The following is a 25,665-nucleotide window of genomic DNA, read 5'->3' on the forward strand; positions in this document are numbered from 1 at the left end:
TTACTCACCCGTCCGCCGCTCGTCAGCAAATTAGCAAGCTAATTCCTGTTACCGCTCGACTTGCATGTGTTAGGCCTGCCGCCAGCGTTCAATCTGAGCCATGATCAAACTCTTCAATTAAAGTTTTCTTGGTCTTTCGACCGGCTCAATGATTTTTACTGATATTCTTGTTTCGTTTCTTCTTACGAAGAAATGAAACATAAATTGACTGTGTCATCTTGCGATGATTAAGGTCACTCAGTTCATTGATAAATCTTTCGACTTAAAATCTCACGAGTGCCCACACAGATTGCATGGTCAAATTGTTAAAGAACATACTGACTAGGTTGCTGGCTAAGCGCCGTGCTCCGTGTCAGTGAGGTCGCATTATAGGGAGTTTTATGAAGGTGACAACACTTAAATTCACTTTATTAACCGTTCGAACAATTGTTAAACAATCAGCTTTGAAATTGGAAATAAAACAAACAACACTAGCAATATTACTCCTGCAAATTAAAAAGCGCCTTGTTGCACAGGCAACAAAGCGCTACTTCAATCACATTTCTTTTGCTCTTTCTGCTCTTTTTAACTTATAGCTTCATTGCTTCGTTACCAGACGCTCATCTTCAATCAGTAACTCGATTGGCTTACCTGTCTCCAACTTACCAGAGAGGATCTCTTGAGCGAGAGGGTTCTCTATATACTGTTGAATAGCACGCTTTAATGGTCGTGCACCGTATACAGGGTCAAAACCAGCTTTCGCAACAAAGTCTAAAGCACTTTCTTGAACCATCAGTTCATAGTCTTTTTCTTTTAAACGATTAACTAAACGCTCAATTTGAATGCTAGCGATGTGTTTAATATTTTCTTGCCCTAACGGATGGAAAACAACAGTTTCATCGACTCGGTTAATGAACTCAGGTCGGAAATGATGGCTAACAACCTCAAGCACCATATTTTTGATACCTTCATAGTTTAAGTTACCAAAATTTTCCTGAATCCGATCTGAGCCAAGATTAGAGGTCATGATGATAACGGTATTTCGAAAATCAACCGTACGCCCCTGCCCATCAGTCAATCGACCATCATCTAGTACTTGCAGCAAAATATTGAAAACATCAGGGTGTGCTTTCTCGACTTCATCCAACAAAATGACTGAATAAGGACGACGACGAACTGCTTCAGTTAAATAGCCGCCTTCTTCATAACCGACATAACCAGGAGGTGCTCCGACTAACCGTGCAACAGAATGCTTTTCCATGAATTCTGACATGTCGATACGCACCATGTTGTCTTCACTATCAAACATGAAGTTTGCCAATGTTTTACACAGTTCAGTTTTACCCACACCGGTTGGACCTAGAAATAGGAACGATCCAATTGGACGATTCGGATCTGACAAACCAGCACGGCTTCGTCTAATGGCATTCGCCACAGCTTCAACCGCTTCATTTTGTCCGATTACACGTTGATGTAATTCATCTTCCATACGCAATAACTTATCACGTTCGCCCTCTAGCATTTTGGCGACAGGAATACCCGTTTGCTTAGAGAGTACTTCAGCTATTTCAGCATCTGTAACCTTGTTCTTCAACAAGCTCATTTCTTGCATCTCAGCTTGAGCTGCTAGATCCAGTTGCTTTTCAAGTTCCGGTATTTTCCCATACTGCAATTCTGACATACGGTTAAGATCACCAGCTCGTCGCGCAACCTCCATATCCATACGTGCTTGCTCAAGTTCAGATTTAATATGTTGAGTACCAGAAAGTGCTGCTTTCTCAGCATTCCATACTTCTTCTAGTTCTGCATATTCACGTTCTTTAACATCAAGCTCTTCACAAATATCATTCAGACGTTTTTGACTCGCACCATCACTCTCTTTACCGAGTGCTTGCTGTTCAATTTTTAATTGAATAATTCGGCGTTCTAAACGATCGAGTGATTCAGGCTTCGAATCAATTTGCATACGAATGCTCGACGCGGCTTCATCAATCAAGTCGATCGCTTTATCGGGTAACTGTCGATCTGATACATAGCGATGTGACAAACTCGCCGCTGCAACAATGGCAGGATCGGTAATTTCGACATGGTGATGCAGTTCATAGCGCTCTTTCAGCCCTCGCAGAATCGCTATTGTGTCTTCTACTGTCGGTTCATCCACCAGCACTTTTTGGAATCGACGCTCTAGTGCTGCATCTTTCTCTATATACTGTCGATATTCATCAAGGGTTGTGGCGCCTACACAGTGTAATTCACCCCGTGCTAATGCTGGTTTTAGCATATTACCAGCATCCATTGAGCCTTCGCCTTTACCCGCCCCGACCATAGTGTGTAATTCATCAATAAATAAAATCACACTGCCTTCTTCTTGAGAAAGTTCGTTTAAGACCGATTTTAAACGCTCTTCAAATTCCCCTCGAAATTTAGCGCCTGCAATCAAAGAACCCATATCAAGAGAAAGTACCCGCTTATGACGTAACCCTTCAGGGACTTCACCATTCACAATTCGCTGAGCTAACCCTTCAACGATGGCTGTTTTACCCACACCGGGCTGACCAATAATAACGGGATTATTTTTAGTTCTACGCTGAAGCACTTGGATGGTACGACGTATTTCATCATCACGCCCAATAACAGGATCGAGCTTGCCTTGCTCCGCTCTTTCCGTTAAATCAATGGTGAATTTTTCTAATGCTTGCCGGTTCTCTTCCGCATTTTGATCATCGACTTTTTGTCCACCACGTACCTGGTCAATAGCTTGTTCAATTTTAGCCGCTGTTAAGCCGAGCTCTTTAAGCAGTTTACCTAAAGGGCCTTTATCATCGACAGCCGCCAGAATAAATAATTCTGATGAAATAAATTTGTCTTTACGTTTCTGAGCCAACTTATCACACATGTTTAGCAATAAGCCCATACCGTTTGATAACTGCACTTCACCGCCAATACCCGTTACTTTAGGTAAATGATCGAGTAATTCAGCTAAGCGAGAACGTAACTGAGAGATATCGACATTCAACATCGTTAACAATGGACGAATCGTACTTCCATCCTGATTAAGTAATGCCACCATAAGGTGTGTTGGTTCGATGTACTGATGATCTCGCCCTAAAGCCAACGACTGTCCATCAGATATCGCCATTTGAAATTTGCTTGTAAATCGGTCAAGACGCATGAGTTCTCCCAATATTTGATTAACTACTTACCCATAAAGTATATGGATGCCCTGAAGATTTTTTTCAAGCATTCATCACAAGTGATTCGCGACTAACCATAAAATAACGCTCTATCATCGTTATGATTTCTTCATTGATAACAAACATTATCTCTACAGTGTCTCTTCTATGAGAAAGATAGATTATTTAACCTTAAAAAATAAACAGAATGACAGAGCCTATATTGACAACTCTTTATAGAACGGCATACCATAAATAGAACGTCATTCTGTATAGTGAGAAATCATATGTTTAAGAAAAGTCTAATAACAGTCACTGTGGCATTAGCAGTATTGGCTTCATCTACTAGCGCAATGGCACAACGAGATATTCAAGAGAAAAGACAAGATGTACGCCAAGAGGCGCGCATTGAGAATCGAACTGAAGATAGAATTGATAGTCGTCGTAACCCAACGACGGTGGCAACAGTGAATACCGTGGTTATGATTCAAGGGGCAATGGTTCGCACTGTAAGCTATAACGGCATCGTATTATTGCATGACACAATCAACCAACGTTTCTACCGCGCAAAAAATAGTGGCTATGAAATTTACACCGTTCCTTATGGTGCAAAAGTGATTGAGCTATCAACGGCAAACCCTACCAATATAACCTTGATCCACTAATATTCTAATTTGCTGAATCAGATCGACAAATTCAGGTTAATCTACCGCAAATAAAAAAGGCTCTGTTTATAAGCAGAGCCTTTTTCAAAACAACTTTATCAGCATTAATCTAACCAAATTAACGACGCTTGTCGGCCAGTGGTTAGTTCTCGACGGTATGAATAAAACAGTTCAGGTTCATTCACTGTACAGTGATCACCACCATATACCTGCGTGATACCGTACTTCTGTAAACGCTGCATGGCTAACAAGTAAATATTCGCCAACCATTTATCGTTACCGCTTTGACCATCAACCACTTTAGCCTGTGGTGTAAACGCCAATGCCGCTTGTGGATCAACAGCCATAAATTGCTGGCGAACTTCACCACCAACTTCAAATGCTGTTGGTCCAATAGCAGGTCCAAGCCATGCCATTATCTCATTGGCCGGCACTGAAAATTTATCCAATGCGGCTTCAATAATCCCACCAGCTAGGCCTCGCCACCCTGCATGTACAGCCGCCACTTGTGTTCCGTCTTTGTCACACAACAGCACAGGTAAGCAATCAGCAGTCATAATGACACATGCTAAACCAGGTTCACTGCTATAGCTGCCATCCGCATCGATTAACCCAGTAAGAGGCTGTTTCAGATCGATCACCTTGCTACTGTGAATTTGATTAAGCCAAGCAGGAGCCTGGACTAAACTCAATTCATGTTGCAACAAGCTTCGATTTTGTTGAACACGTTCTGTGTCATCCCCGACATGTAAACCAAGGTTTAAGCCATTATAAGGCGCAAGACTAACGCCACCCTTACGGGTAGTGCTGACTGCTTTAACACGCTTAGGTGCAGGCCAATCGGGGATTATCAACATCTTAGAAGTCGTCTTCGTCGTTTTCGATTTTATCTTTACGAAGAATATCGATCATCGCAAGAATATCGTTTGGCAATGGAGCACGCCATTCCATTAGCTCACCTGTAATTGGGTGAGATAAACGTAGCATACGTGCGTGCAACGCCTGACGGTCGAATGAACGCAATGCTAAGATCAGCTCATCAGATGCATGACGAGGTGGACGAGGACGACCACCATATATTGCATCACCCACTAGCGGATGGCTCATATACGACATATGAACACGGATCTGGTGTGTACGACCCGTTTCAAGACGAAGTACTAAACGTGTATGTTCACGGAAGTGTTCAGCTACACGATAGTGTGTGATCGCTGGCTTACCTAATTCGTGAACAGCCATACAAATACGCTTAGTCGCATGACGACCGATCGGCTTTTCAACTGTACCGCCTCCCGTCATTTTACCCATCGCGATAGCTTCGTATTCACGAGTGATCTTACGTTTTTGTAACGCACGCACTAAACGTGTTTGCGCTTGAATGGTTTTAGCAACCACCATCAAACCCGTTGTGTCTTTATCAAGACGGTGCACAATGCCGGCACGTGGTACTTCAGCCAATGCTGGGCAATGAAATAACAAGGCGTTAAGTACTGTGCGGTCAGGCGTACCTGCACCAGGGTGAACAACAAAATCACGCGGCTTATTGATTACAAGGATGTGTTCATCTTCATAAACAATATCAAGCGGGATGTCTTGTGCCACCCAACGGACTTCATCTTCGATCTCAGCTTTTATGAATAGTTCTTCGCCACCCATCATTTTTAGACGAGGTTTATTGACGATTTCACCATTCACTGAAACCATGTTCTTCAAAATCCATTCTTTAACACGTGAACGTGAGTAGTCTGGATATAATTCAGCGATAACCTGATCTAGGCGCATGCCCAGTTGGCTATCATTTACTGTATTTGTTAACTCTATTTGCTGGGCCATAGCGAACTTTTTTAAAAAGCGTGGGACTAATTGCCATACGCTGCGTAAAATATACCAAGCTAAAAACTAACCGTGGTATAACCTAATAGTCTCATTGTATCTGTTAACGGCTCTTACCGTAATGGATCCGCAGAAATAAAATTTTTTTCAAGGAAGCTGACGCCGTAATGAAACGCCTGACAATCACGACTCTTCTTGCCGTAGCCATTCTTTCAGGCTGCTCAAGTACTGAAGAAGTTGTACCCGATATTCCGCCAGCAGAGCTCTATGTTACTGCTCAACAAGCATTACAGAGTGGTAGTTGGACAACAGCTATAGAACGTTTAGAGACTTTGGACTCGCGTTATCCTTTTGGCGCGTACTCTGAACAAGTCCAATTAGACCTCATTTATGCTTACTACAAAAATGATGATTTGGCTTTAGGCGAAGCGACTATTGCGCGTTTTAACCGTCTAAACCCAGCTCATGAGAAGTCTGACTGGGTGCTTTATATGCGCGGATTAACGCAAATGGCACAAGATCGCAGCTTCATGCATGATATTTTTAGTATCGATCGCCATGACCGAGATCCTGAACCAGCACGTAAAGCCTTCCGTGACTTTAAACGTTTGTTAGATCGATACCCTAATAGTCAATATGCCGCAGATGCTAAAGCTCGGATGATTTTCATTAAGAATCGTCTTGCTGATTACGATCTAGCAACGGTTGATTTTTATATTCGCCGTGAAGCATGGATTGCCGCTATAAACCGCAGCCAGCAAATTCAGAGGTTATACCCTGATACACAGGCTGCACGTAAATCGCTCCCATTGATGCTAACAGCCTACGAAAAATTAGGTTTACAAGAGCCGATAGAAAACACGAAAAAGCTGATTGCGTTAAACCCAGTTAACTAAATACTCTCGTGGTATGTGTCAAATATGCAAACGGCAGCCACTCGGGCTGCCGTTTTTGTATTCGTGAGTGATGAATATTCTATTTAAATCATAAAATAGAGATATGCACATAAACCTGCGATTCATGCCTAGACAGGAACATGGTTAAACTTCATTCAAACCCATGTTTTAAATTGAAAAAACTCCCTAGTTAGCACAAGCCACCAGCGTCTCTAGTTCCTTCATACTGCCTTAACTATCTAGTCCTCGACAAGCACTTTATTGATAGTTTTTATTAAAAAATACAACTTGATCACAGAATTTTTTCTATTTATATCCCATAGACCAAAGTGTGATACAGGTCACATTATAAAGCCGGGATTTTAGTAATCTGAAGTTAACCCAACAAGGGGTAGCACAAGAGGAAAGATAATTATGACATTAGAAATTACTGGTAAAAACATTGACATCACTCCTGCTATCCGTGAACGTCTTGACTTTAAATTCAAGAAGTTAGAGAAGTTCCAGCTACCACTAGTCAATAAACATGTGATGATTAGTAAAGAGCCAAGTAAAACATTTAAGATTGAAGCATCCGCCGCTATTCCTGGAGGAAAAATTGTCGCCTCAGCGGAGCACAATGACTTATTCGGTGCGATCACCGAGCTTTACCAAAAACTAGAACGTCAAATTAATAAGCAAGCACACAAACCTGCAGCACGCCGTGCGAGTCACAGTGATAAGCCAGTCATTGAAGAAGATGAAATCGAAGCAGAAGATGCATAATAAATAAAAGAGGATTCCAAACAGCCCTGCTACTATAGCGGGGCTGTTTACTTTCAGTGACCCCACTTCAAATACCTAACAGACCAAGAAGAAAGCCTTATATTGACCTTGACAAGATAACGTAGGATTAATAATGTTGAGTCATATTCACAACAAAACATTTACTCATGATGACAATACGCCTGTTTTTCTTTAGCTTCTTTTTTATGTCACCCTAGTGGAGGCGATTCGTTACGCAAAAAATAAGCTAAAGACGAATAGACAGCCTCCTCTGACCAAGGAGGCTTTTTTGTATCAGAAAAGCCGATACGCAAGCAGGGAATACAATGACCGAACAATACTACTCACTTGATGATATTCGTAAAAATGTTAGCCGCATTGATAACGAGATACTTAAACTACTGTCTGAACGACGCTTACTGAGCTTAGAAGTCGCTAAAAGTAAAATTGGTACTGCGAAACCAGTACGTGATCAAGCGCGAGAACAAGAACTCTTGCTTCGTTTGATTGAAACAGGCAAGTCGCAGCAGCTCGATGCTTTATATGTTACGCAAATTTTTCATACCATTATTGAAGACTCTGTATTATTTCAACAAGCGTATCTACAAAAATTAGCGAACCCTGATAGCTTACAGCCTGTGGCACGTGTGTCTTTCCTTGGAGCGAAGGGTTCATACTCTCACCTTGCAAGTCGTAATTACTTTAGCCGTAAGCAAACCAAACTCGTTGAGATGAGCTGTTCTACATTCCGTGATGTGTTGAATGTTGTTGAAACAGGCAATGCTGATTATGGAGTGCTACCAATTGAAAATACCAGCTCTGGCTCAATCAATGAAGTGTATGACTTACTGCAACACACTAGCTTATCGATCGTCGGTGAAATAACCCAACCGATAGAACATTGCTTGCTCACTGTTGGGGATGCTGATGTCAAAGGTATTAACACCTTATATTCCCACCCTCAGCCACACCAGCAGTGTAGTGAATACTTACATTCGATGGGCGACATTACACAAGAGTACTGCTCTAGTACCGCCGAAGCGATGCAAAAAGTAGCAGAGTTAAACCTACCGAATGTAGCAGCCATTGGTAATGCATCAAGTGGTGAACTTTACGGTCTTACCCCAGTAAAAGGTAATATTGCCAATCAACAAGAAAACTTTACTCGCTTCATTGTTGTTGCCCGTAAACCAGTTGATGTCACGTCACTGATCCCAGCAAAAAGTACCTTGATTATGTCTACGGCTCAAAAAGCGGGGTCACTGGTCGAGTGCTTAGTGGTATTGCGTAACTTGAACATTAATATGACCAAGCTAGAGTCACGTCCTGTGATTGGTAACCCATGGGAAGAGATGTTCTACTTAGATGTTGAAGAAAATTTAAAGTCTGATGTGATGCAGCAAGCATTAGAAGAGTTAACACGTCTGACGCGCTTCATTAAGGTGCTAGGTTGTTACCCAAGTGAGAATGTAAAACCAACAGAAGTTGAATTCGAAGAATAGTACCTATATAAAAGCGAGTATCTTATCTAGATACTCGCTTTTTAAATTCTTTCTTGATTGATGTTACGAACGGTGGGTTGAATCGTTCGCTTGTCTTAACAAACCTTGGCTTTCAGCAAGGAAGTGTCCCGCATAATCACCAAACCAATTCTCGACCTGATTAAATGCTTGTTTAAAGGCATCTTTATCTTGCGTCTCGAGCATCTCGATAGCCTCACCAAAACGTTGATGGAAGCGCTTAATCATCGCTATATTTTGCGGTGCAGACATAATAATATCAGCATATAACTGTGCATCTTGAGCAAACAATCGACCAACCATCGCAAGTTCAAGGCGATAAATCGGTGAGCTTAATGACATGAGTTGTTCGATCTTTGGATCTTCCTCAGCCAAATGTACACCATAAACAAATGACGTAAAGTGGCGTAAAGCTTGGATCAGCGTCATACCTTGATCATGTTCAATCGCACTAATACGGTTTAGCGTCGCGCCCCAAATCTGAAATTGCTCGAGTAGCCATTGATAATTTTCAGGGTTTCGACCATCACAATACACAATCACTTGCTTTGCCAAGCTAGAAATATCTGGACCAAACATTGGATGTAGACCGATCACAGGACCATTGTGCACTTCAAGCATTGCCTGTAATGGACCACTCTTGATCGAGGTTAAGTCAGCAAGAATACAGTCATCTGGTAAATTGGAAAGTTTACCAATTATTTGTTCAGTGATGTTAATCGGTACTGAGACAACAACCATGCCTGCATCGGCAAGGATCTCATCCGCACGATCCCAATCTTGGCTACCTAATTGACGAACTTGGTAACCTGAAAGTTCAAATAAACGGCAGAACAACCCACCCAGCTGACCATGCCCACCCACAACAACAATAGGACGAAGTTCAGGCTTTAAACACTTAAACCCTGAATCATTTTCACTCGAATAAGATTCGCGCATGGTACGACGCAAAATGTCTTCAATCAGATCAGGCGGTACACCTTTTTGCTCAGCTTCATGACGGCGTGAGGCTAACATCGCAGCTTCACGGTCTGGCGCATAAATAGGTAAACCATGCAGGCTTTTTACATGACCTACTTCTTCTACTAATGATAAACGGCGAGCTAAAAGCTCTACCATTTGCTGATCAACATCATCGATTTGATCTCTTAATTTACTCAGTTCAGCAACCATGATCTCACTGTCCGTATTTATCTGCTAAGTATCTGACGAATTGAATATTACCGTTTAGCATCGTGCTGTTTATTCAGTGCAAAGAAAAAGCGCTTATTTATAAGTATAAATGGGCGCTTTTTTTGGCTAAACCAGTATTACGTTTAAATGATACGAAGTAATTTAACCTTCGCAACGATCCTTTAAGAACGGCGTTAATTCTTTACGAGTACGACGCAATAGCGCTTCTGTATCTTCCCAACTGATACATGCATCAGTAATCGAGACTCCATAAGCCATTTCTTCACGCGGTAAGTCGGCGCTTTGGCTACCTTCATTTAAATGGCTTTCAATCATCAAGCCAATAATCGATTTATTACCTTCACGGATTTGATGAAGTACATCTTCAGCAACTAACGGCTGACGACGGTAATCTTTACGTGAATTCGCATGGCTACAGTCTACCATCAAGGATGGTGAAAGGCCTGATTGCTGCATCTCATTTTCACACTCAGTGACCGAGACTGAATCATAATTCGTTTGCTTACCACCACGTAAAATCACATGACCATCAGGGTTTCCTTGAGTGTTCAACAGCGCCACCTGACCTTCTGGATTAATCCCCATAAAACGGTGCCCAGAAGCTGCTGCTTGCATGGCATTGATAGCCGTCGCTAAACTTCCATCGGTACCATTTTTAAACCCAACGGGCATTGAAAGGCCACTTGCCATTTCACGGTGTGTTTGTGATTCTGTAGTACGAGCACCAATAGCAGCCCAACTGAATAAATCACCTAAGTATTGAGGACTAATTGGATCAAGCGCTTCTGTTGCTAAAGGAATCCCCATTTCAACCAAGTCAATGAGTAGCTGACGACCAATATGTAGCCCTTCTTCCACTTCAAAAGAACCATCAAGATGCGGGTCATTAATAAGACCTTTCCAACCAACTGTTGTACGTGGCTTTTCAAAATAAACGCGCATTACAATGTACAGTTGATCACTTAGCTCTTCAGAAAGCTGCTTCAATTTTTGTGCGTACGCTTTCGCTGCGTCAATATCGTGAATAGAGCATGGTCCGCATACCACAAGCAAACGGTGGTCACGCTTGTGAGTAATATCTGCAATGGTTTGACGAGATTCACGAATGAAGTTTAATGCAGTTTCACTGAGCGGTAACTTGGTTTTAAGTTCTTGAGGGGTGATCAATACGCATTCATCTTGAATATGTACATTATTCAGTTGGTCTTTTTGCATGGTGGCTTTCCTCAATCTATTCTGGGTAGTAGAAGGCAAAGCCGTTCTCACTAACTATATTCAATATTTAACAGGTATCTCCTGCTCTCTGGTTAACACCATAACAAGTGATTTCCCTTCTTGGCAACACCCTGTAAAGAATAAATACCACTTGTAAATAAAAGTTTACACTAAATGGTTTTTTGGCTATCTGAACAAACACAGGTAACCTATCTAAAGAGCCCACTCGTTCAACACTATTATCATGGAACTGATTTTTTCATTACTCCAACAACTCAGTGTGTACTTAGTTATTGCTTATCTGCTAAGTAAAACTCCGTTGTTTATGCCTCTCACTACGGTATCTGGGCGTTTATCCCAACGTTTTTCATGCTATGTCTTGTTCTCTCTTTTCTGTATTTTAGGCACCTACTTTGGCCTCAATATTGAAGATGCTATCGCGAATACGCGCGCGATAGGTGCTGTAATGGGAGGGTTACTCGGTGGACCCATTGTGGGGTTTGCTGTGGGCTTAACTGGTGGCATGCATCGTTACAGCATGGGAGGCTTTACTGATGTCGCTTGCGCTATCTCAACCACAGCTGAAGGGTTGCTTGGTGGGCTCTTACACAGCTACTACGTACGCCGCGGGCAAGTCGACCAGCTCTATAGACCTTTCATCGTTTTCACTATTACATTAGTCGCTGAAATCATTCAAATGTTTATCATTTTAATCGTGGCTGAGCCCTACGATAAAGCCTTACACCTTGTCAGCGCCATAGCCTTACCAATGGTCATTGCTAACTCGCTAGGCGCAGCTTTATTCATGAGTATAATTCAAGATAGAAAAACGATTTATGAAAAATATTCAGCTGCATTTTCAAGTCGAGCATTAAAAATAGCCCAACGCTCTGTCGGTATTTTAAGCCAAGGATTTAATGAAGAAAGCACAAAAGAAATAGCCAAAATCGTTTATGAAGAAACGGGCGTTGGCGCAGTAGCGATTACTGATAGAGATAAAATATTAGCGTTTATTGGCATCGGTGATGATCACCATTTACCCGGTACACCAATATCATCGGGCTATACTCGTCGATCGATAGATAACTGCGAATTGGTTTACGCAGATGGCCATGATATGCCTTACTGTTGTTCGCTAAGTAATCGCTGTAAATTAGGTTCTGCACTTGTTATTCCTTTAGTGGGAGGAAACAACGATGTGCTAGGAACAATCAAACTGTACGAACCAAAGCGTAAACTTTTCTCTACAGTGAACCTTACATTAGGTGAAGGCATTGCTAAGTTACTTTCAAATCAAATTTTAACCGGACGCTATGAACAACAACAAATCTTACTGACTCAAGCAGAGTTGCGTTTATTACAAGCTCAAGTTAACCCTCACTTCCTATTCAATGCCCTCAATACGATTAGTGCAATAATTCGTCGAGACCCTGATAAAGCACGCCAGTTGATCCAACATCTATCACAATTCTTCCGTCGTAATTTAAAGCAAAACATCGAAACCGTTACCATTAGTGAAGAACTACAACATGTTCGTTCTTACTTGGAAATTGAGCTCGCTCGTTTTTCTGATCGCCTGAATGTTGAAGTCATTGTGCCTGATGAGCTAATGAGCGTTAATTTACCGACGTTTACCTTACAACCCTTAGTCGAAAATGCCATTAAGCACGGCACTTCATCATTACTCGAAAATGGTCAAATTATTATTCGAGGGTACGTTTTTGACAATCATTTGGTTCTGGAAGTAGAAGATAATGCAGGCACCTACCAACCAGTCAGCGAAGAAAGTGGGCTCGGCATGAAAATTGTCGATAAGCGGTTAAAAAATATGTTTGGACAACAATACGGTTTAAAAATGAGTAGTCAGCCTAATGTATGGACGCGGGCTACAATTACACTACCTGAAGACAAAACCTTGCTGCACAGTGATATAAACAAAATACACGTCGAAGAAAATAAGCAAAATAGCCGTAATGGAGAAAACACAGCATGATTAAGGCTATCGTTATTGATGACGAACTATATGCTCGTGAGGAACTGATCGATCTTTTGCTTGATAGCGGCGAGATCGATGTTATCGATAGTTGTAATAACGCGATTGAAGGGTTAAAAAAAATAAATGCCCTAAAGCCTGATGTGATTTTCTTAGATATTCAAATGCCACAAATAACCGGGATCGAGATGCTGAGTATGCTAGATCCCGACACAATGCCTAAAGTCGTGTTTGTTACCGCTTATGATGAATATGCCCTTAAAGCATTTGAAGACAATGCTTTCGATTATCTATTAAAACCCGTTGAAACATGCCGACTCAATAAAACAATTAAACGTCTTAAGCGTGAGTATGAAGCAAAAGACTATTCGCCACTCATGTCAGACATGTTGGAATTGATTCCCTGTACAGGTCACAACCGCATTTTACTATTACGTCCTGAAGACATTGAAGTGGCTTACTCCGATTTATCGGGGGTGCATATTTTAAGTACAGAAACAAAATCCAGTACTCAGTTAACCCTTAAAATACTGGAAGAAAAAACACCTCTTATTCGCTGCCATCGCCAATACTTAGTTCACCCACAAGCTATCCGAGAAATTAAGTTATTGGATAATGGTCTCGCCGAGATAACAACTCAGTATGGTTATCAAGTCCCCGTCAGTCGCCGCTATTTGAAAGAGCTCAAAGATCGGTTTGGCTTAAGCTAAATAACACAAAATTATTACAGAGTCCAACCACTAGCTCTTATACCAATTCCATTAATTATCTGCCCATTCAGAACACTACTGGGAGTCGAGTTCAAGGATAGTGTTTGATAGAAGAGTGGTTCTCTTTTAAAATCGCTAGACACAGAAGTTGGCTTCCAGTGGTGTTCCCTTCGGGCGAGTTTAAAATACTTTTATACTGCGTTAATACATTTCAATTTAGAGCAACTAGATCCTCAATTTATCTCCTTGCCTAAAAGCATTTTAACTCTCGCTGAACTGATCAGATAATTAATGGATTTGGTATTACCCATCAGGAAGAACTAGTGGCCGCCAACACCATCAAACGATACATATCGCTCAAAGCCTTGCTGCCAGAATATTTTATATAAACCATCTTCATCTCGGCGAAACTCACAGACACCCCATTCCATTTTTCCTTCCATACCAAATTGCTTCACCTGTTCTAGAGTACAGTACGACTCAACCCCTTTCTGATACCCTTGTAAGTATGTTTGATAGTCGACTGAAATGCCCTCACCGACGAGCTTTGCATCCTCAAGTAAACTCTCCTCAGCGGCGGCCTTCTCCCCCCATCTCCCCTTATTCACTCCTAGTTGGTACCAATCTCCATTCACAATTAATGACTGTCTAGCATTCGATATCGAACACCCTTGCAACAGCCCTCCAATAAAAAGTCCGATGACCACTTGTTTTATCATCATTAGCTCCCGACATAACAACTCATAACTGACAATAAGTTAAGTTGCTTAATTTACACTGAATTTTTACGGACCTTTCCTGTCATGGCTCGCAAAATAAAAAATTAATACCATTTCACGTTAATTATCACACATAACCACTCAATCAAATTACCGACCGCTTACCCCGCTATACAACCACTCACTGTTTTACTGCGTGCATCTATCGTCCATCACTTTACTATTGTAAGCGTTATCAAATTCCCAACATCACAGCGAGAAAACAAAATGACTTGGTTCTTACTCTGCGTTGCTGCACTAATCGGTGGTTACTTCATCTACGGTGCCTTTATTGAAAAGATATTTGGCATAAATGAAAATCGCCAAACACCGGCATATAGTAAACAAGATGGCGTAGATTATGTGCCAATGTCGAACAAGAAGGTTTACCTTGTTCAGTTATTAAACATCGCGGGTGTAGGTCCTATTTTTGGTCCGATTATGGGCGCGCTATATGGCCCAGCAGCCATGTTATGGATTGTATTAGGGTGTATCTTCGCCGGCGCAGTACATGATTACTTCTCGGGTATGCTGTCGATTCGTAATAATGGTGCATCAGTACCGACAATTACGGGACGCTACCTAGGCAACGGTGCAAAACATTTTATGAATATCTTTGCTATCGTACTGTTGCTATTAGTTGGTGTGGTATTCGTATCTGCGCCTGCAGGCATGATCACTAACCTTGTGAACGAACAAACTGGCATTGATATGTCAATGACGACAATGGTTGTGATTATTTTTGCTTATTACATCATCGCGACAATTGTTCCTGTTGATAAAATCATCGGTCGTTTCTACCCGTTATTTGGCGCGTTACTTATCTTTATGTCTGTGGGGCTTATTACCGCTATCGCATTCTCCAGTGAGCACACGCTACTGGGTGATTACGAGATGAGCCAAATGTTCACAAACATGAACCCGAATGACTTGCCTCTGTGGCCTGCACTGTTCATCACTATCGCTTGTGGTGCTATTTCTGGTTTCCACGCAACCCAGTCGCCACTGATGGCTCGCTGCCTCGAGAATGAAAAGAACGGCCGCTTCGTATTTTACGGCGCAATGATTGGTGAAGGTGTTATCGCATTAATCTGGTGTGCCCTAGCATTGTCTTTCTTCGGCTCTGTTGAAGCGCTATCAGAAGCAATATCTACAGGCGGCCCTGGTAGTGTGGTATACAACTCATCTATCGGTTTACTGGGTGTGTTTGGCGGTATTATTGCTTTCTTAGGTGTGGTTATCTTACCGATTACCTCTGGTGACACTGCATTCCGTTCAAGCCGTCTAATCCTTGCTGAATATTTCAATATGGATCAGAAAGCCCTGCGTAACCGCCTACTAATGGCATTACCATTATTTATTCTTGGTGGCATTCTAACGCAAGTCGACTTCGGTATTATCTGGCGCTACTTCGGCTTTGCAAACCAAACAACAGCCGTAATGATGCTGTGGACAGCCTCTGCTTACCTACTGCGTCACAATAAACTGCATTGGGTAGCGACTGTACCAGCAATGTTCATGACAACAGTTTGTATTACCTTCATCTTAAACAACAGCCAACTAGGCTTTGGTTTATCAATGATGACATCAACAATTACGGGTCTTGTAGCAATGCTAGCGATTACAGGCTACGTCATTAAGAAATCGAAAGGTAAAGGCGAAACTGACCTTGCCAATGAAGAAGACGGTAAGTTAGAAACTGTATAAGTTTTAGTTCCCCCTAAAACACAAAAACCAGCCACTAGGCTGGTTTTTTTATAGTAATGAGAAATACATAATTAACTCTTTGGTCGGTCATATTGAGTTCTTGCTTACCCATCAGTCTTTTCCATCGACTTGTTACTCTGCTTTATCATCGTTGAGTATTTGCTTATTCAAGATGGTATTAACGAGAAACATTATGAATTCAAGGGTATTGTTGAAAAGTGATTACGCTGGATTGCTCATTTTTAGACAAAAAAAAGCCCACCGTAAGGTGGGCTTTTTCGATAAACGTCATACGTTTAAGATTACTTGCGAACAAGCTTCTCTTTGATACGTGCTGCTTTACCAGAACGCTCACGTAGGTAGTACAGTTTGGCACGACGTACTAAACCACGACGCTTAACAGTAATGCTATCAACTACTGGAGAGTGAGTTTGGAACGCACGCTCAACGCCTTCACCGTTCGAGATTTTACGAACAGTAAATGCAGAATGTAGACCACGGTTACGCTTAGCGATAACCACGCCTTCGAACGCCTGTAGACGCTCACGATCGCCTTCTTTTACTTTAACCTGAACAACAACTGTGTCGCCCGGTGCAAAAGTAGGTAGATCTTGTTTTAGTTGCTCGTCTTCGATCTGCTTGATGATGTTACTCATTGCTATATCCTAGAATAAACTGATACTAAATTAAATAATGCTTGCTTTATATTCGCGAATAAATTCCGCGAGCAAGAATTCCTGATCGTCAGTCAGAGCTAGATTTCCCAGGAGCTCTGGTCTTCTTAGCCAAGTGCGGCCCAACGATTGTTTTAATCGCCAGCGACTAATATCCTTATGGTTTCCTGACATCAATACTTTTGGTACTGCATGCCCGTCTAACACATCAGGACGCGTGTAATGTGGACAATCTAACAGACCATTTGCAAAAGAATCTTCTTCTGCTGACGCAAAGTCACCCAGCACGCCCGGTACAAACCGAACCACAGCGTCAACTAAGGTCATGGCTGGAAGTTCACCCCCAGTCAGTACAAAATCCCCAATAGACCATTCTTCGTCTACTTCCTGTTGGATAATGCGCTCATCTACCCCTTCATATCGACCACAGATAAGAATCAGGCTCTCATTCTGTGCTAACTCCTCAACACCAGCTTGATCAAGCTTACGGCCCTGAGGGGAGAGGTAAATCACTTTAGCCTTGCCTTTAGCAGACTTTTTAGCGGTATGAATGGCATCGCGCAAAGGCTGCACCATCATTAACATACCTGGTCCACCGCCGTATGGTCGATCATCAACCGTACGGTGTTTATCTTCCGTAAAATCACGAGGATTCCACGTATCGATAGACAAAAGGCCTTTTTTTACCGCCTGGCCTGTTACCCCAAAATTGGTAATAGAAGTGAACATTTCAGGAAAAAGGCTTATAACACCAACCCACATGTGTTCGCTCGCTTAGTTACCAGAGGTTAAAATCCAGGATCCCAGTCAACTTCGATCCGCTGAGCAGTGCGATCAATCGACTTGATGACCTGCTCATCGAGGAACGGTATTAAGCGTTCCTTCTGTCCAAAAGCATCTTTCAGGTTAGCTTTCACAACTAATACATCGTTTGACCCTGTTTCCAGGATATCTGTCACTTTACCTAGATCGTAACCTTCGGTAGTAACAACAGACATGCCATACAATTCACGCCAGTAGAATTCTTCTCCTGACAGTGCGGGTAGTTGATCTGCATGTACAGCGACCTCAGCGTTAGTGAAAATCTGTGCATCCTCACGGATGTCCAGGCCCTCTAACTTAGCCACTATGCCCTGACCATGCTTCTTCCAGGATTCAATCTGGATTGGCTTCCATTCACCCTTTACTTTAATAAGCCAAGGTTGATAGGCGAAAATACTTTCAGACTGTTCAGTGTAGGAGAAAACCTTGAGCCAACCCTTGATACCGTAGGTGGCACCCAGTTTACCGACAACAACTAAGTCTTGGTTTTGTGAGCTCATAGTTCTATATCTCTACCTGATTTTGCTAAATTAAGCAGCTGCTTTAGCAGCGTCTTTGATTAGCTTAGCTGTGCGGTCAGACACAGTTGCGCCAAGACCAACCCAGTGATTAACACGGTCAAGATCTAGACGTAAACGCTCTTCCTGACCCTTAGCTAGCGGGTTGAAGAAACCGATTTTTTCGATGTTACGACCGTCGCGTGCGCAACGAGAATCAGCAACAACGATTTGGTAAAATGGACGCTTCTTAGCGCCGTGACGTGCCAAACGAATGGTAACCATATCGTCCTCTTTAGTTTTGCATTACTGTAAATAAATTGGCCCCGTCTAATAAAACGGGGCCAGTGCCAAATTTTGAAGCCTCGGAATTTTACTCTTTGAGCCGATGAATGCAACTTATTTAGCTACTTTTTCACCAATCAGATAAAACAAAAAATAAAAAACCGATAAATATGAACAAATTAACGCCCAGGGAACATGCCGCCACCAGGCATCATGCCCTTCATATTACGCATCATGTTCTTCATTCCACCTTTTTGCATTTTTTTCATCATCTTTTGCATCTGGGTGAATTGCTTCAGTAGGCGGTTAACATCTTGCACCTGTGTACCAGAACCCGTTGCGATACGCTTTTTACGCGATCCTTTGATAATCTCTGGACGTGAACGTTCACCTTTAGTCATGGAATTAATAATAGCTTCCATTTGTAAAAACATACGATCGTCAACTTGATCTTTTACATTATCGGGTAGTTGAGACATGCCTGGCAATTTATCCATCATGCCGCCCATGCCACCCATGTTCTTCATTTGTTGAAGCTGGCTACGGAAGTCTTCAAGGTCAAAACCTTTCTTTTCTTTAAACTTCTTTGCTAATTCTTCTGCTTGGCTTTTATCTACATTACGCTCTAGGTCTTCGATCAGTGACAGTACATCACCCATGCCCAGAATACGCGAAGCCACACGATTAGGATGGAACGGTTCTAGTGCGTCGGTCTTTTCCCCCACACCCAAGAATTTAATCGGCTTACCAGTAATATGACGCACAGATAAAGCTGCACCACCACGAGCATCGCCATCGACTTTCGTCAGAATGACACCGGTTAACGGTAGTGCATCGTTGAAGGCTTTCGCAGTATTTGCCGCATCCTGACCTGTCATGGCATCGACCACGAACAAGGTTTCAACCGGATTAGCTGCTTTATGAATATCTTTAATTTCATCCATCATCACATCATCAACATGCAGACGACCTGCTGTATCGACAATAACGACGTCATAAAACTTCAATTTACCATGAGCAACTGCAGCGCTTACGATATCAACCGGCTTTTGCTCTGCTGATGATGGGAAGAAATCAATCCCAATATCGTTCGCGAGCGTTTCTAGCTGTTTGATCGCCGCTGGGCGGTAAACATCGGCAGAAACAACAAGAACATTTTTCTTTTCGCGTTCTTTAAGTACTTTACCTAACTTACCAACACTGGTGGTTTTACCCGCACCTTGCAGACCCGCCATCAAAATGACCGCTGGAGGCTGACAAGCTAAGTCCAGTGCTTCATTTGATTCACCCATAACCGACTCAAGCTCAGCTTGAACAATTTTGATGAACTCTTGACCAGGAGTAAGGCTTTTAGATACTTCACTACCTACAGCACGCTCTTTTACGCGCTTGACGAATTCGCGAACAACTGGCAGCGCAACATCAGCTTCGAGTAACGCCATACGTACTTCACGTAGCGTATCTTTGATGTTGTCGTCCGTCAGGCGACCACGGCCACTGACATTTTTAAGCGTTCGCGATAAACGCTCCGTTAAATTTTCGAACATGTGCTACTCGCTCGTTACGCAATAAAATCTAAATAATTACAGTTAGTATACCGCAATCCTGCATCCGCTTTCATGTTATAGATAGCGACTATTGTTTGAGCAGGGTATAATTGCGATCTCTAACCATCTTAACTAGTTAACAGTTTACTATGGATACGTTAATAGCCTTAGTGGCCGCTTGCTTTTATTTTCTCGCTCTGGGACTTGTTGTTCCAGGCTTAACCAATAGTAATGGAATTAAAACTAAGCCGGTTTTTATTGCGGCTTTAGTGGCAATAACGTTACATACCTTGCTGTTGAAAGACTTAATTTTGGGTGGCGCAGGGCAAAACCTCAGTATATTGAATGTTGCCTCGTTGATCAGTTTGATCATTGCAACATTAACAACATTCGCGATGTTACGCATGCGAGTATGGTTTTTGCTTCCTGTTATATATAGCTTTGCTGCCATTAATTTATCGGCCGCAACATTATTGCCCGGTGCCTTTATTACCCATTTAGAAGGTCACCCTCAAGTCTTATTTCATATATCTCTTGCATTGTTTTCTTATTCAACACTTATGATTGCGACCTTGTATGCTATTCAATTAGCATGGTTGGATCACAAATTAAAAAATAAGAAGAGCTTGAAAATTAATCCTAACATTCCTCCTTTAATGATGGTGGAACGTCAGCTTTTCAAGATCATTTTGGTCGGTAATTCACTTTTAACCGTTACCCTGATTTCTGGCATCTTTTTTATTCAAGATATGTTGGCACAAGGCAAAACCCATAAAGCGGTGCTTTCTCTACTTGCGTGGGGGGTTTATAGCGTATTACTTTGGGGACACTACCAAAAAGGGTGGCGTGGTCGTAGGGTAATCTGGTTTAGTTTAGTCGGTGCATTTCTTCTAACACTTGCTTACTTTGGTAGCCGTTTTGTGAAAGAAATCATAATTGGGGGCTAAAACCGTCTAATAATGAAGTACTATTGACACTTGTAATCAAATAAGTACAACTGTACTTGTGAACAAAACGTTAAGGAACTAGATTTTTGGACGACATATCCACGGGAGTATTATTCTCCCTACTGATATTGCTACTCATTATTTCCGGATATTTTTCCGGCTCTGAAACCGGCATGATGTCCCTCAACCGTTACAAGTTGCGGCATTTAGCGAATCAAGGGCACCGTGGGGCAAAACGTGTTGAAAAACTGCTTTCCCGCCCAGATCGCCTTATCGGTCTGATTCTGATTGGCAACAATCTCGTCAATATTCTAGCTTCAGCCATTGCGACCATAATCGGAATGCGCCTATACGGTGATCTCGGTGTTGCGATAGCAACGGGTGCCCTCACCTTAGTGGTATTAGTATTTTCTGAAGTCACGCCAAAAACACTGGCAACGATTTACCCTGAACGCGTTTCTTACCTCAGTAGTCTTGTGCTTAACGTGCTCATGAAAGTGCTGTATCCGCTGGTCTGGTTTGTAAACGGCATTACCAATGGCTTTTTGCTTCTTCTCGGGCTAAAAGTCGATAACATGGATAGCTCAAAGCTTAATTCAGCTGAATTACGTACGATTGTTGATGAAGCTGGCGGCTTAATCCCTCGCCGTCACCAAGATATGCTTTTATCTATTCTAGATTTAGAAAATGTGACCGTCGAAGACTTAATGGTCCCGCGCAGTGACATTGCCGCTATCAACATTAATGACGATTGGAAATCCATCACGCGTCAACTCATCCACTCGGCACATGGCCGTATCGTGCTATATCGGGATACGATTGATGAAGTCGTTGGTATGTTACGTGTACGTGAAGCATACCGTTTGATGATGGAAAAAAATGACTTCAGTAAAGCAAACCTGTTGCGTGCCGCCGATGAAGTGTATTTCATTCCAGAAGCTACCCCACTCAATACTCAACTCTTAAAATTCCAACGTAATAAAGAACGCATTGGTTTAATTGTGGATGAATACGGTGATATTCAGGGCTTGATTACACTGGAAGACATTCTTGAAGAAATTGTGGGTGAGTTTACGACATCTATTGCACCGACCTTAGCGGAAGAGGTCACATCACAAGCCGATGGCAGCTTGCTGATCGAAGGCAGTGCCAATATTCGAGACCTTAATAAAAGTCTGAATTGGAGTTTACCGACCGATGGCCCGCGCACGCTGAACGGTTTGATTTTAGAGCAGTTAGAAGATATTCCAGATAGCCAATTAAGTATCGAAGTCGCAGGGCATCAAATGGTCATTATGGACGTATCTGACAACATGATTAAATTGGTTAAGATCTTACCAACGACGTTAAAGCAAGCAGGCTAATCTCCTGTAATGCAGCAAAGAAAAAAGCCAGCAATATATCTGCTGGCTTTTTTGATTCTAATTAGCAGTGGCGTATCTACTTTACATCGAGCTCTTTCAACATACTTTCAGGCAAGGCTAATTCGTCATTCTTATTAACATTAATCCCTTCAGCAAGAATTGTTTTAGCAATATCTTTTGCTTCTTCTAATGAATGCATACTGTATGTACCACACTGGTATTCATTCAATTCTGGGATTTTATCTTGCGATTCGACCTTTAGTACATCTTCCATGGCTGCAGTCCAACCAGCGGCAACATCTTGCTCGCTAGGTGTGCCAATTAAACTCATGTAAAAACCCGTACGACACCCCATTGGTGAGATATCAATAATTTCCACACGGCTTGAATTCAAGTGGTTACGCATAAAGCCTGCGTATAGGTGCTCAAGTGTATGAATTCCACGCTCACTTAAAATATCCATATTAGGACGACAGAAACGAAGATCAAATACTGTGATTGTGTCACCTTTGGGCGTTTGCATGGTTTTTGCCACACGTACCGCAGGGGCATTCATTCGCGTATGATCAACAGTAAAACTATCTAATAACGGCATAACATCCTTCTCCTTTGCCTAGCGTTTAGTTCTCTATACTGAGGGAAACATAACCGCGCGGTCGTTCAATTAGAACGGCCACCAGCTGCGGTTATCGTCTAACTCTTTGCGGCATTGCTTTAACTGCCAACCATAATCTTTTGATTGTTTCTCAACTTTACGGGCAATCTTAATCAAGGTTGGTTTACTTTTGTAAGAACCACGCTTAAAGCCACCTCGCCCCTCATGGTACGCCAAGTATTGACTATAAGCATCCCATTTAGAGATACCTAACTGACGCTGAGTTTCATGGGTGTACCAGCCAATAAAGTGTAGTGCATCATCAAAATTTGTTCGTGACCCACCATTTTTTGTCGCTTTTTGATAATCTTCCCAGGCTGGATCTTGCGCTTGTGCGTAACCATACGCACTACTCACTCTGCCCCAAGGAATAAAGCCTAAAATGTAATCTTTTGGTGGGCGAGCATCATGACGAAAACTACTTTCTTGTTTAATAAATGCCATCGCAACATTAATGGGAGTACCCCATTCTTTTTGCATATCAACAGCATCATCATACCAACTCGGATTTTCTCTAAAAATACTACAGATATTAGATTGGTTTTTCGGTGGAGGAGTCGCACAACCCGTCACTGTCAGTAAAACACCAAACAGTATCAGTAAGCGTACAGCAGACAGCATATTTTCATTCACCAAACAGTGTGTGAACAAACCTAACTTAAGTTAATGCAATCCAAAAATCGGTTTGAACCAAGTGCATTTATCATGGTCTGAATTAATGACAGGCAGTAAAGCTGTCGTCATCCCTGCGAAATTATTTATGGGCGGCTATATATATAGCCGCCCAACTTTTAATCTTATTATTCTAAAATTAAAATCACTTCAAATCACTTCAAATCAGCAAAGTAATCATCTAAAAATTGTTCAAATGATACCGTATCACCTTGTTCAATTTTACGTTGCTTATCTACTGACATTTTAGCTTCAACATCAAATTCTGATTGAGAGTAAAAGCCATAAGGCCGCTCAGCCATCGTTTGACTGTGCTCTGTTGCTAGCTGATATCCAACGGAGCCGATACCTTCATTTTGTTTCACACTTTCTAGCAATTGAGCAGATAGCGTTAGATCAGGGTTAAGAATCCAACCTTTCAATCGTTCACAAGTTTCCTGATATTTATTGTCACCTGCTGCTTTATCCATCACAACCGCAACATCTTGCAGCTCTTTGAATACGCGCACGCCCCAATCTTGTAGCGATAAGCGCTCACCATTACAGCCAATTTTCAACATCAAATCAGGGTTTCGACCATCAAGCACAACGCGATTCCAGTTATCACGCCAGCATGCTAATTCTGAGTCATCCATATCATCAGACGGTGTAAGCACGGCCCACGTAAGGAATAAATCAAGGAATCGAACCTGATCTTCCGTAATACCAATAGGACTGAAAGGATTCACATCTAATGATCGTACTTCAATATACTCAACACCAGCACGACCGAGTGCTTCTGAAGGCTTCTCGCCATCTTTGGCTACACGCTTAGGGCGGATAGGTGCATACAATTCATTCTCAATTTGCAGTACATTGCTATTTAACTGACGGTACTCACCATCCACTTTCACGCCAATGTCTGCAAAGTCATCAGACGGTGTACGGATAGCTTTATTCAAACCATCAAGATATTGATCTAGGCTATTAAAGCCAATTTTCAACGAGCTTTGTGCATTATTGGTATAACCCAAATCACTTAGGCGTAAAGCTGTCGCATTCGGTAGGTAATAAGTACCACAACCTAACTGCTTAAAATCGACTGAAGAATTATTTTTATTCAGGAATGAACCGCATAACGCTGGCGACGCACCAAATAAATACGGGATTAACCAACCAAAACGATAGTAGTTTCGAATCAGGCCGAAATACGCATCTGAAATAGAATCTTGACGATCTTGCTCGCTTTGATCACCGAACAATTCTTGCCAAAATGATTCAGGGAAAGAAAAATTGAAGTGCACACCAGAAATAACCTGCATAACGCTGCCATAACGATGCTTCAATCCTTCACGGTACAAAGTTTTCATACGTCCGGTATTTGAACTACCGTATTGCGCTAGCGTGATGTCATTCTCTTTACCGACAAAACATGGCATCGACATTGGCCATAAACGTTCGTCACCCATTTGGCGATACGTAAACTGGTGAATATCACTTAATTGCGTCAATAAATGGTCAACATTTTGCGATACTGGAGTTATAAACTCTAACAGTGATTCTGCAAAATCGGTGGTAACCCACTTATTGGTTAATGCTGATCCTAATCCAACCGGATGCGGTTGATCTGATAAGTTACCTTCCGATGTAATTCGCAGCGCTTCACGCTCAAGACCACGACCGAGTTGTGTTAAGGCATCAGAATTAGCGGAAATCTGCTGCAACCTTTGTGAAAAATCCATGAAGGCCATTCTCGTTTATTATCATAATTGAAAAAGTAGAGTAATCATTATTGGTACTGATTACCATTAGTTT

Annotated in this window: 24 protein-coding genes, 1 rRNA gene and 1 other annotated feature; of the genes, 10 read left to right on the top strand and 15 right to left on the bottom strand. The window is 42.0% G+C overall.

What is annotated here, in order from left to right:
• A 16S ribosomal RNA gene (locus C9J48_RS20970) occupies window positions 1–120 on the bottom strand; the annotation flags it as partial.
• A gap of 266 nt (window positions 121–386) precedes the next feature.
• On the opposite strand from C9J48_RS20970, the gene C9J48_RS20975 reads away from it, so the two are divergent.
• Window positions 387–575 carry a hypothetical protein gene (locus C9J48_RS20975; protein WP_181320831.1) on the top strand — a complete coding sequence of 63 codons (189 nt, stop codon included), beginning with the start codon at window positions 387–389 and terminating at the stop codon, window positions 573–575.
• Between the two features lie 2 nt (window positions 576–577).
• Here C9J48_RS20975 and clpB read toward each other — a convergent pair whose 3' ends face one another.
• On the bottom strand, window positions 578–3,151 hold the full coding sequence (clpB, locus tag C9J48_RS20980) for an ATP-dependent chaperone ClpB (protein ID WP_107281235.1): 2,574 nt from the start codon (window positions 3,149–3,151) through the stop codon (window positions 578–580).
• 288 nt (window positions 3,152–3,439) lie between these two features.
• Between clpB and C9J48_RS20985 the strand changes: the two genes are divergently transcribed.
• Window positions 3,440–3,817, top strand: a complete 378-nt coding sequence (locus C9J48_RS20985; RefSeq protein ID WP_107281236.1) for a hypothetical protein — start codon at window positions 3,440–3,442, stop codon at window positions 3,815–3,817.
• A gap of 104 nt (window positions 3,818–3,921) precedes the next feature.
• Here the strand turns inward: C9J48_RS20985 and pgeF are convergent, their stop codons facing one another.
• Together pgeF and rluD are read right to left on the bottom strand one after the other, a co-directional pair.
• The gene (gene pgeF / locus C9J48_RS20990; RefSeq protein ID WP_107281237.1) at window positions 3,922–4,674 is read right to left on the bottom strand and encodes a peptidoglycan editing factor PgeF; all 753 of its coding nucleotides are present in this window, start codon (window positions 4,672–4,674) and stop codon (window positions 3,922–3,924) included.
• Between the two features lies 1 nt (window position 4,675).
• Window positions 4,676–5,650, bottom strand: a complete 975-nt coding sequence (gene rluD, locus C9J48_RS20995; protein WP_006232597.1) for a 23S rRNA pseudouridine(1911/1915/1917) synthase RluD — start codon at window positions 5,648–5,650, stop codon at window positions 4,676–4,678.
• A 167-nt stretch (window positions 5,651–5,817) separates the two neighbouring features.
• Between rluD and bamD the strand changes: the two genes are divergently transcribed.
• The 3 genes from bamD to pheA all read left to right on the top strand — a co-directional run bounded on the left by bamD (window position 5,818) and on the right by pheA (window position 8,813).
• Window positions 5,818–6,546 carry an outer membrane protein assembly factor BamD gene (gene bamD / locus C9J48_RS21000; RefSeq protein WP_006232598.1) on the top strand — a complete coding sequence of 243 codons (729 nt, stop codon included), beginning with the start codon at window positions 5,818–5,820 and terminating at the stop codon, window positions 6,544–6,546.
• Window positions 6,547–6,960: 414 nt separating this feature from the next.
• Window positions 6,961–7,311, top strand: a complete 351-nt coding sequence (hpf, locus tag C9J48_RS21005) for a ribosome hibernation-promoting factor, HPF/YfiA family (protein ID WP_006232599.1) — start codon at window positions 6,961–6,963, stop codon at window positions 7,309–7,311.
• Between the two features lie 169 nt (window positions 7,312–7,480).
• Window positions 7,481–7,604, top strand: a sequence feature (Phe leader region).
• Between the two features lie 33 nt (window positions 7,605–7,637).
• The gene (gene pheA / locus C9J48_RS21010; RefSeq protein ID WP_006232600.1) at window positions 7,638–8,813 is read left to right on the top strand and encodes a prephenate dehydratase; all 1,176 of its coding nucleotides are present in this window, start codon (window positions 7,638–7,640) and stop codon (window positions 8,811–8,813) included.
• 63 nt (window positions 8,814–8,876) lie between these two features.
• On the opposite strand, the gene tyrA is transcribed toward pheA, so the two are convergent.
• Window positions 8,877–10,004 (bottom strand): bifunctional chorismate mutase/prephenate dehydrogenase, encoded by a 1,128-nt coding sequence (gene tyrA, locus C9J48_RS21015; RefSeq protein ID WP_006232601.1) that lies wholly within the window; start codon window positions 10,002–10,004, stop codon window positions 8,877–8,879.
• Window positions 10,005–10,166: 162 nt separating this feature from the next.
• Window positions 10,167–11,240, bottom strand: a complete 1,074-nt coding sequence (locus tag C9J48_RS21020; protein ID WP_006232602.1) for a 3-deoxy-7-phosphoheptulonate synthase — start codon at window positions 11,238–11,240, stop codon at window positions 10,167–10,169.
• Window positions 11,241–11,484: 244 nt separating this feature from the next.
• Between C9J48_RS21020 and C9J48_RS21025 the strand changes: the two genes are divergently transcribed.
• Both C9J48_RS21025 and btsR read left to right on the top strand, forming a co-directional pair.
• On the top strand, window positions 11,485–13,233 hold the full coding sequence (locus tag C9J48_RS21025) for a sensor histidine kinase (RefSeq protein WP_006232603.1): 1,749 nt from the start codon (window positions 11,485–11,487) through the stop codon (window positions 13,231–13,233).
• A complete protein-coding gene (gene btsR / locus C9J48_RS21030; RefSeq protein WP_006232604.1) occupies window positions 13,230–13,943 on the top strand; it encodes a two-component system response regulator BtsR in 714 nt (237 codons plus the stop codon). The genes C9J48_RS21025 and btsR overlap by 4 nt, the downstream gene beginning before the upstream one ends.
• 320 nt (window positions 13,944–14,263) lie before the next feature.
• Here btsR and C9J48_RS21035 read toward each other — a convergent pair whose 3' ends face one another.
• Window positions 14,264–14,650: a DUF2799 domain-containing protein gene (locus tag C9J48_RS21035; RefSeq protein WP_107281241.1), complete on the bottom strand. Its 387-nt coding sequence runs from the start codon at window positions 14,648–14,650 to the stop codon at window positions 14,264–14,266.
• Between the two features lie 279 nt (window positions 14,651–14,929).
• Here C9J48_RS21035 and C9J48_RS21040 point away from each other — a divergent pair, with 279 nt between their 5' ends.
• Window positions 14,930–16,408: a carbon starvation CstA family protein gene (locus C9J48_RS21040; RefSeq protein ID WP_006232606.1), complete on the top strand. Its 1,479-nt coding sequence runs from the start codon at window positions 14,930–14,932 to the stop codon at window positions 16,406–16,408.
• 302 nt (window positions 16,409–16,710) lie between these two features.
• Here C9J48_RS21040 and rplS read toward each other — a convergent pair whose 3' ends face one another.
• The 5 genes from rplS to ffh all read right to left on the bottom strand — a co-directional run bounded on the left by rplS (window position 16,711) and on the right by ffh (window position 20,233).
• Window positions 16,711–17,064, bottom strand: coding sequence for a 50S ribosomal protein L19 (rplS, locus tag C9J48_RS21045; RefSeq protein ID WP_006232607.1), 354 nt, complete (start codon window positions 17,062–17,064; stop codon window positions 16,711–16,713).
• A 30-nt stretch (window positions 17,065–17,094) separates the two neighbouring features.
• On the bottom strand, window positions 17,095–17,844 hold the full coding sequence (trmD, locus tag C9J48_RS21050; protein ID WP_006232608.1) for a tRNA (guanosine(37)-N1)-methyltransferase TrmD: 750 nt from the start codon (window positions 17,842–17,844) through the stop codon (window positions 17,095–17,097).
• 26 nt (window positions 17,845–17,870) lie between these two features.
• Complete coding sequence (gene rimM / locus C9J48_RS21055; RefSeq protein ID WP_006232609.1) at window positions 17,871–18,404, bottom strand: ribosome maturation factor RimM; 534 nt, start codon at window positions 18,402–18,404, stop codon at window positions 17,871–17,873.
• A gap of 30 nt (window positions 18,405–18,434) precedes the next feature.
• Entirely contained in the window at window positions 18,435–18,686 is a 252-nt protein-coding gene (gene rpsP, locus C9J48_RS21060) for a 30S ribosomal protein S16 (protein ID WP_006232610.1), read from the bottom strand.
• Between the two features lie 179 nt (window positions 18,687–18,865).
• Window positions 18,866–20,233, bottom strand: coding sequence for a signal recognition particle protein (gene ffh / locus C9J48_RS21065; RefSeq protein ID WP_006232611.1), 1,368 nt, complete (start codon window positions 20,231–20,233; stop codon window positions 18,866–18,868).
• A gap of 149 nt (window positions 20,234–20,382) precedes the next feature.
• Between ffh and C9J48_RS21070 the strand changes: the two genes are divergently transcribed.
• Window positions 20,383–21,180, top strand: a complete 798-nt coding sequence (locus C9J48_RS21070; protein ID WP_006232612.1) for a cytochrome C assembly family protein — start codon at window positions 20,383–20,385, stop codon at window positions 21,178–21,180.
• Between the two features lie 86 nt (window positions 21,181–21,266).
• Window positions 21,267–22,544 carry an HlyC/CorC family transporter gene (locus C9J48_RS21075; RefSeq protein ID WP_036803988.1) on the top strand — a complete coding sequence of 426 codons (1,278 nt, stop codon included), beginning with the start codon at window positions 21,267–21,269 and terminating at the stop codon, window positions 22,542–22,544.
• A gap of 76 nt (window positions 22,545–22,620) precedes the next feature.
• On the opposite strand, the gene luxS is transcribed toward C9J48_RS21075, so the two are convergent.
• From luxS to gshA, 3 genes are all read right to left on the bottom strand, one after another.
• Complete coding sequence (gene luxS / locus C9J48_RS21080; RefSeq protein WP_006232614.1) at window positions 22,621–23,139, bottom strand: S-ribosylhomocysteine lyase; 519 nt, start codon at window positions 23,137–23,139, stop codon at window positions 22,621–22,623.
• A 69-nt stretch (window positions 23,140–23,208) separates the two neighbouring features.
• Window positions 23,209–23,820: a transglycosylase SLT domain-containing protein gene (locus C9J48_RS21085; protein ID WP_006232615.1), complete on the bottom strand. Its 612-nt coding sequence runs from the start codon at window positions 23,818–23,820 to the stop codon at window positions 23,209–23,211.
• A 206-nt stretch (window positions 23,821–24,026) separates the two neighbouring features.
• Window positions 24,027–25,592 carry a glutamate--cysteine ligase gene (gshA, locus tag C9J48_RS21090; RefSeq protein ID WP_006232616.1) on the bottom strand — a complete coding sequence of 522 codons (1,566 nt, stop codon included), beginning with the start codon at window positions 25,590–25,592 and terminating at the stop codon, window positions 24,027–24,029.
• Window positions 25,593–25,665 lie beyond the last annotated feature (73 nt).

The organism is Photobacterium profundum (assembly GCF_003026285.1).
In the GTDB taxonomy this organism is placed as follows: domain Bacteria; phylum Pseudomonadota; class Gammaproteobacteria; order Enterobacterales; family Vibrionaceae; genus Photobacterium; species Photobacterium profundum.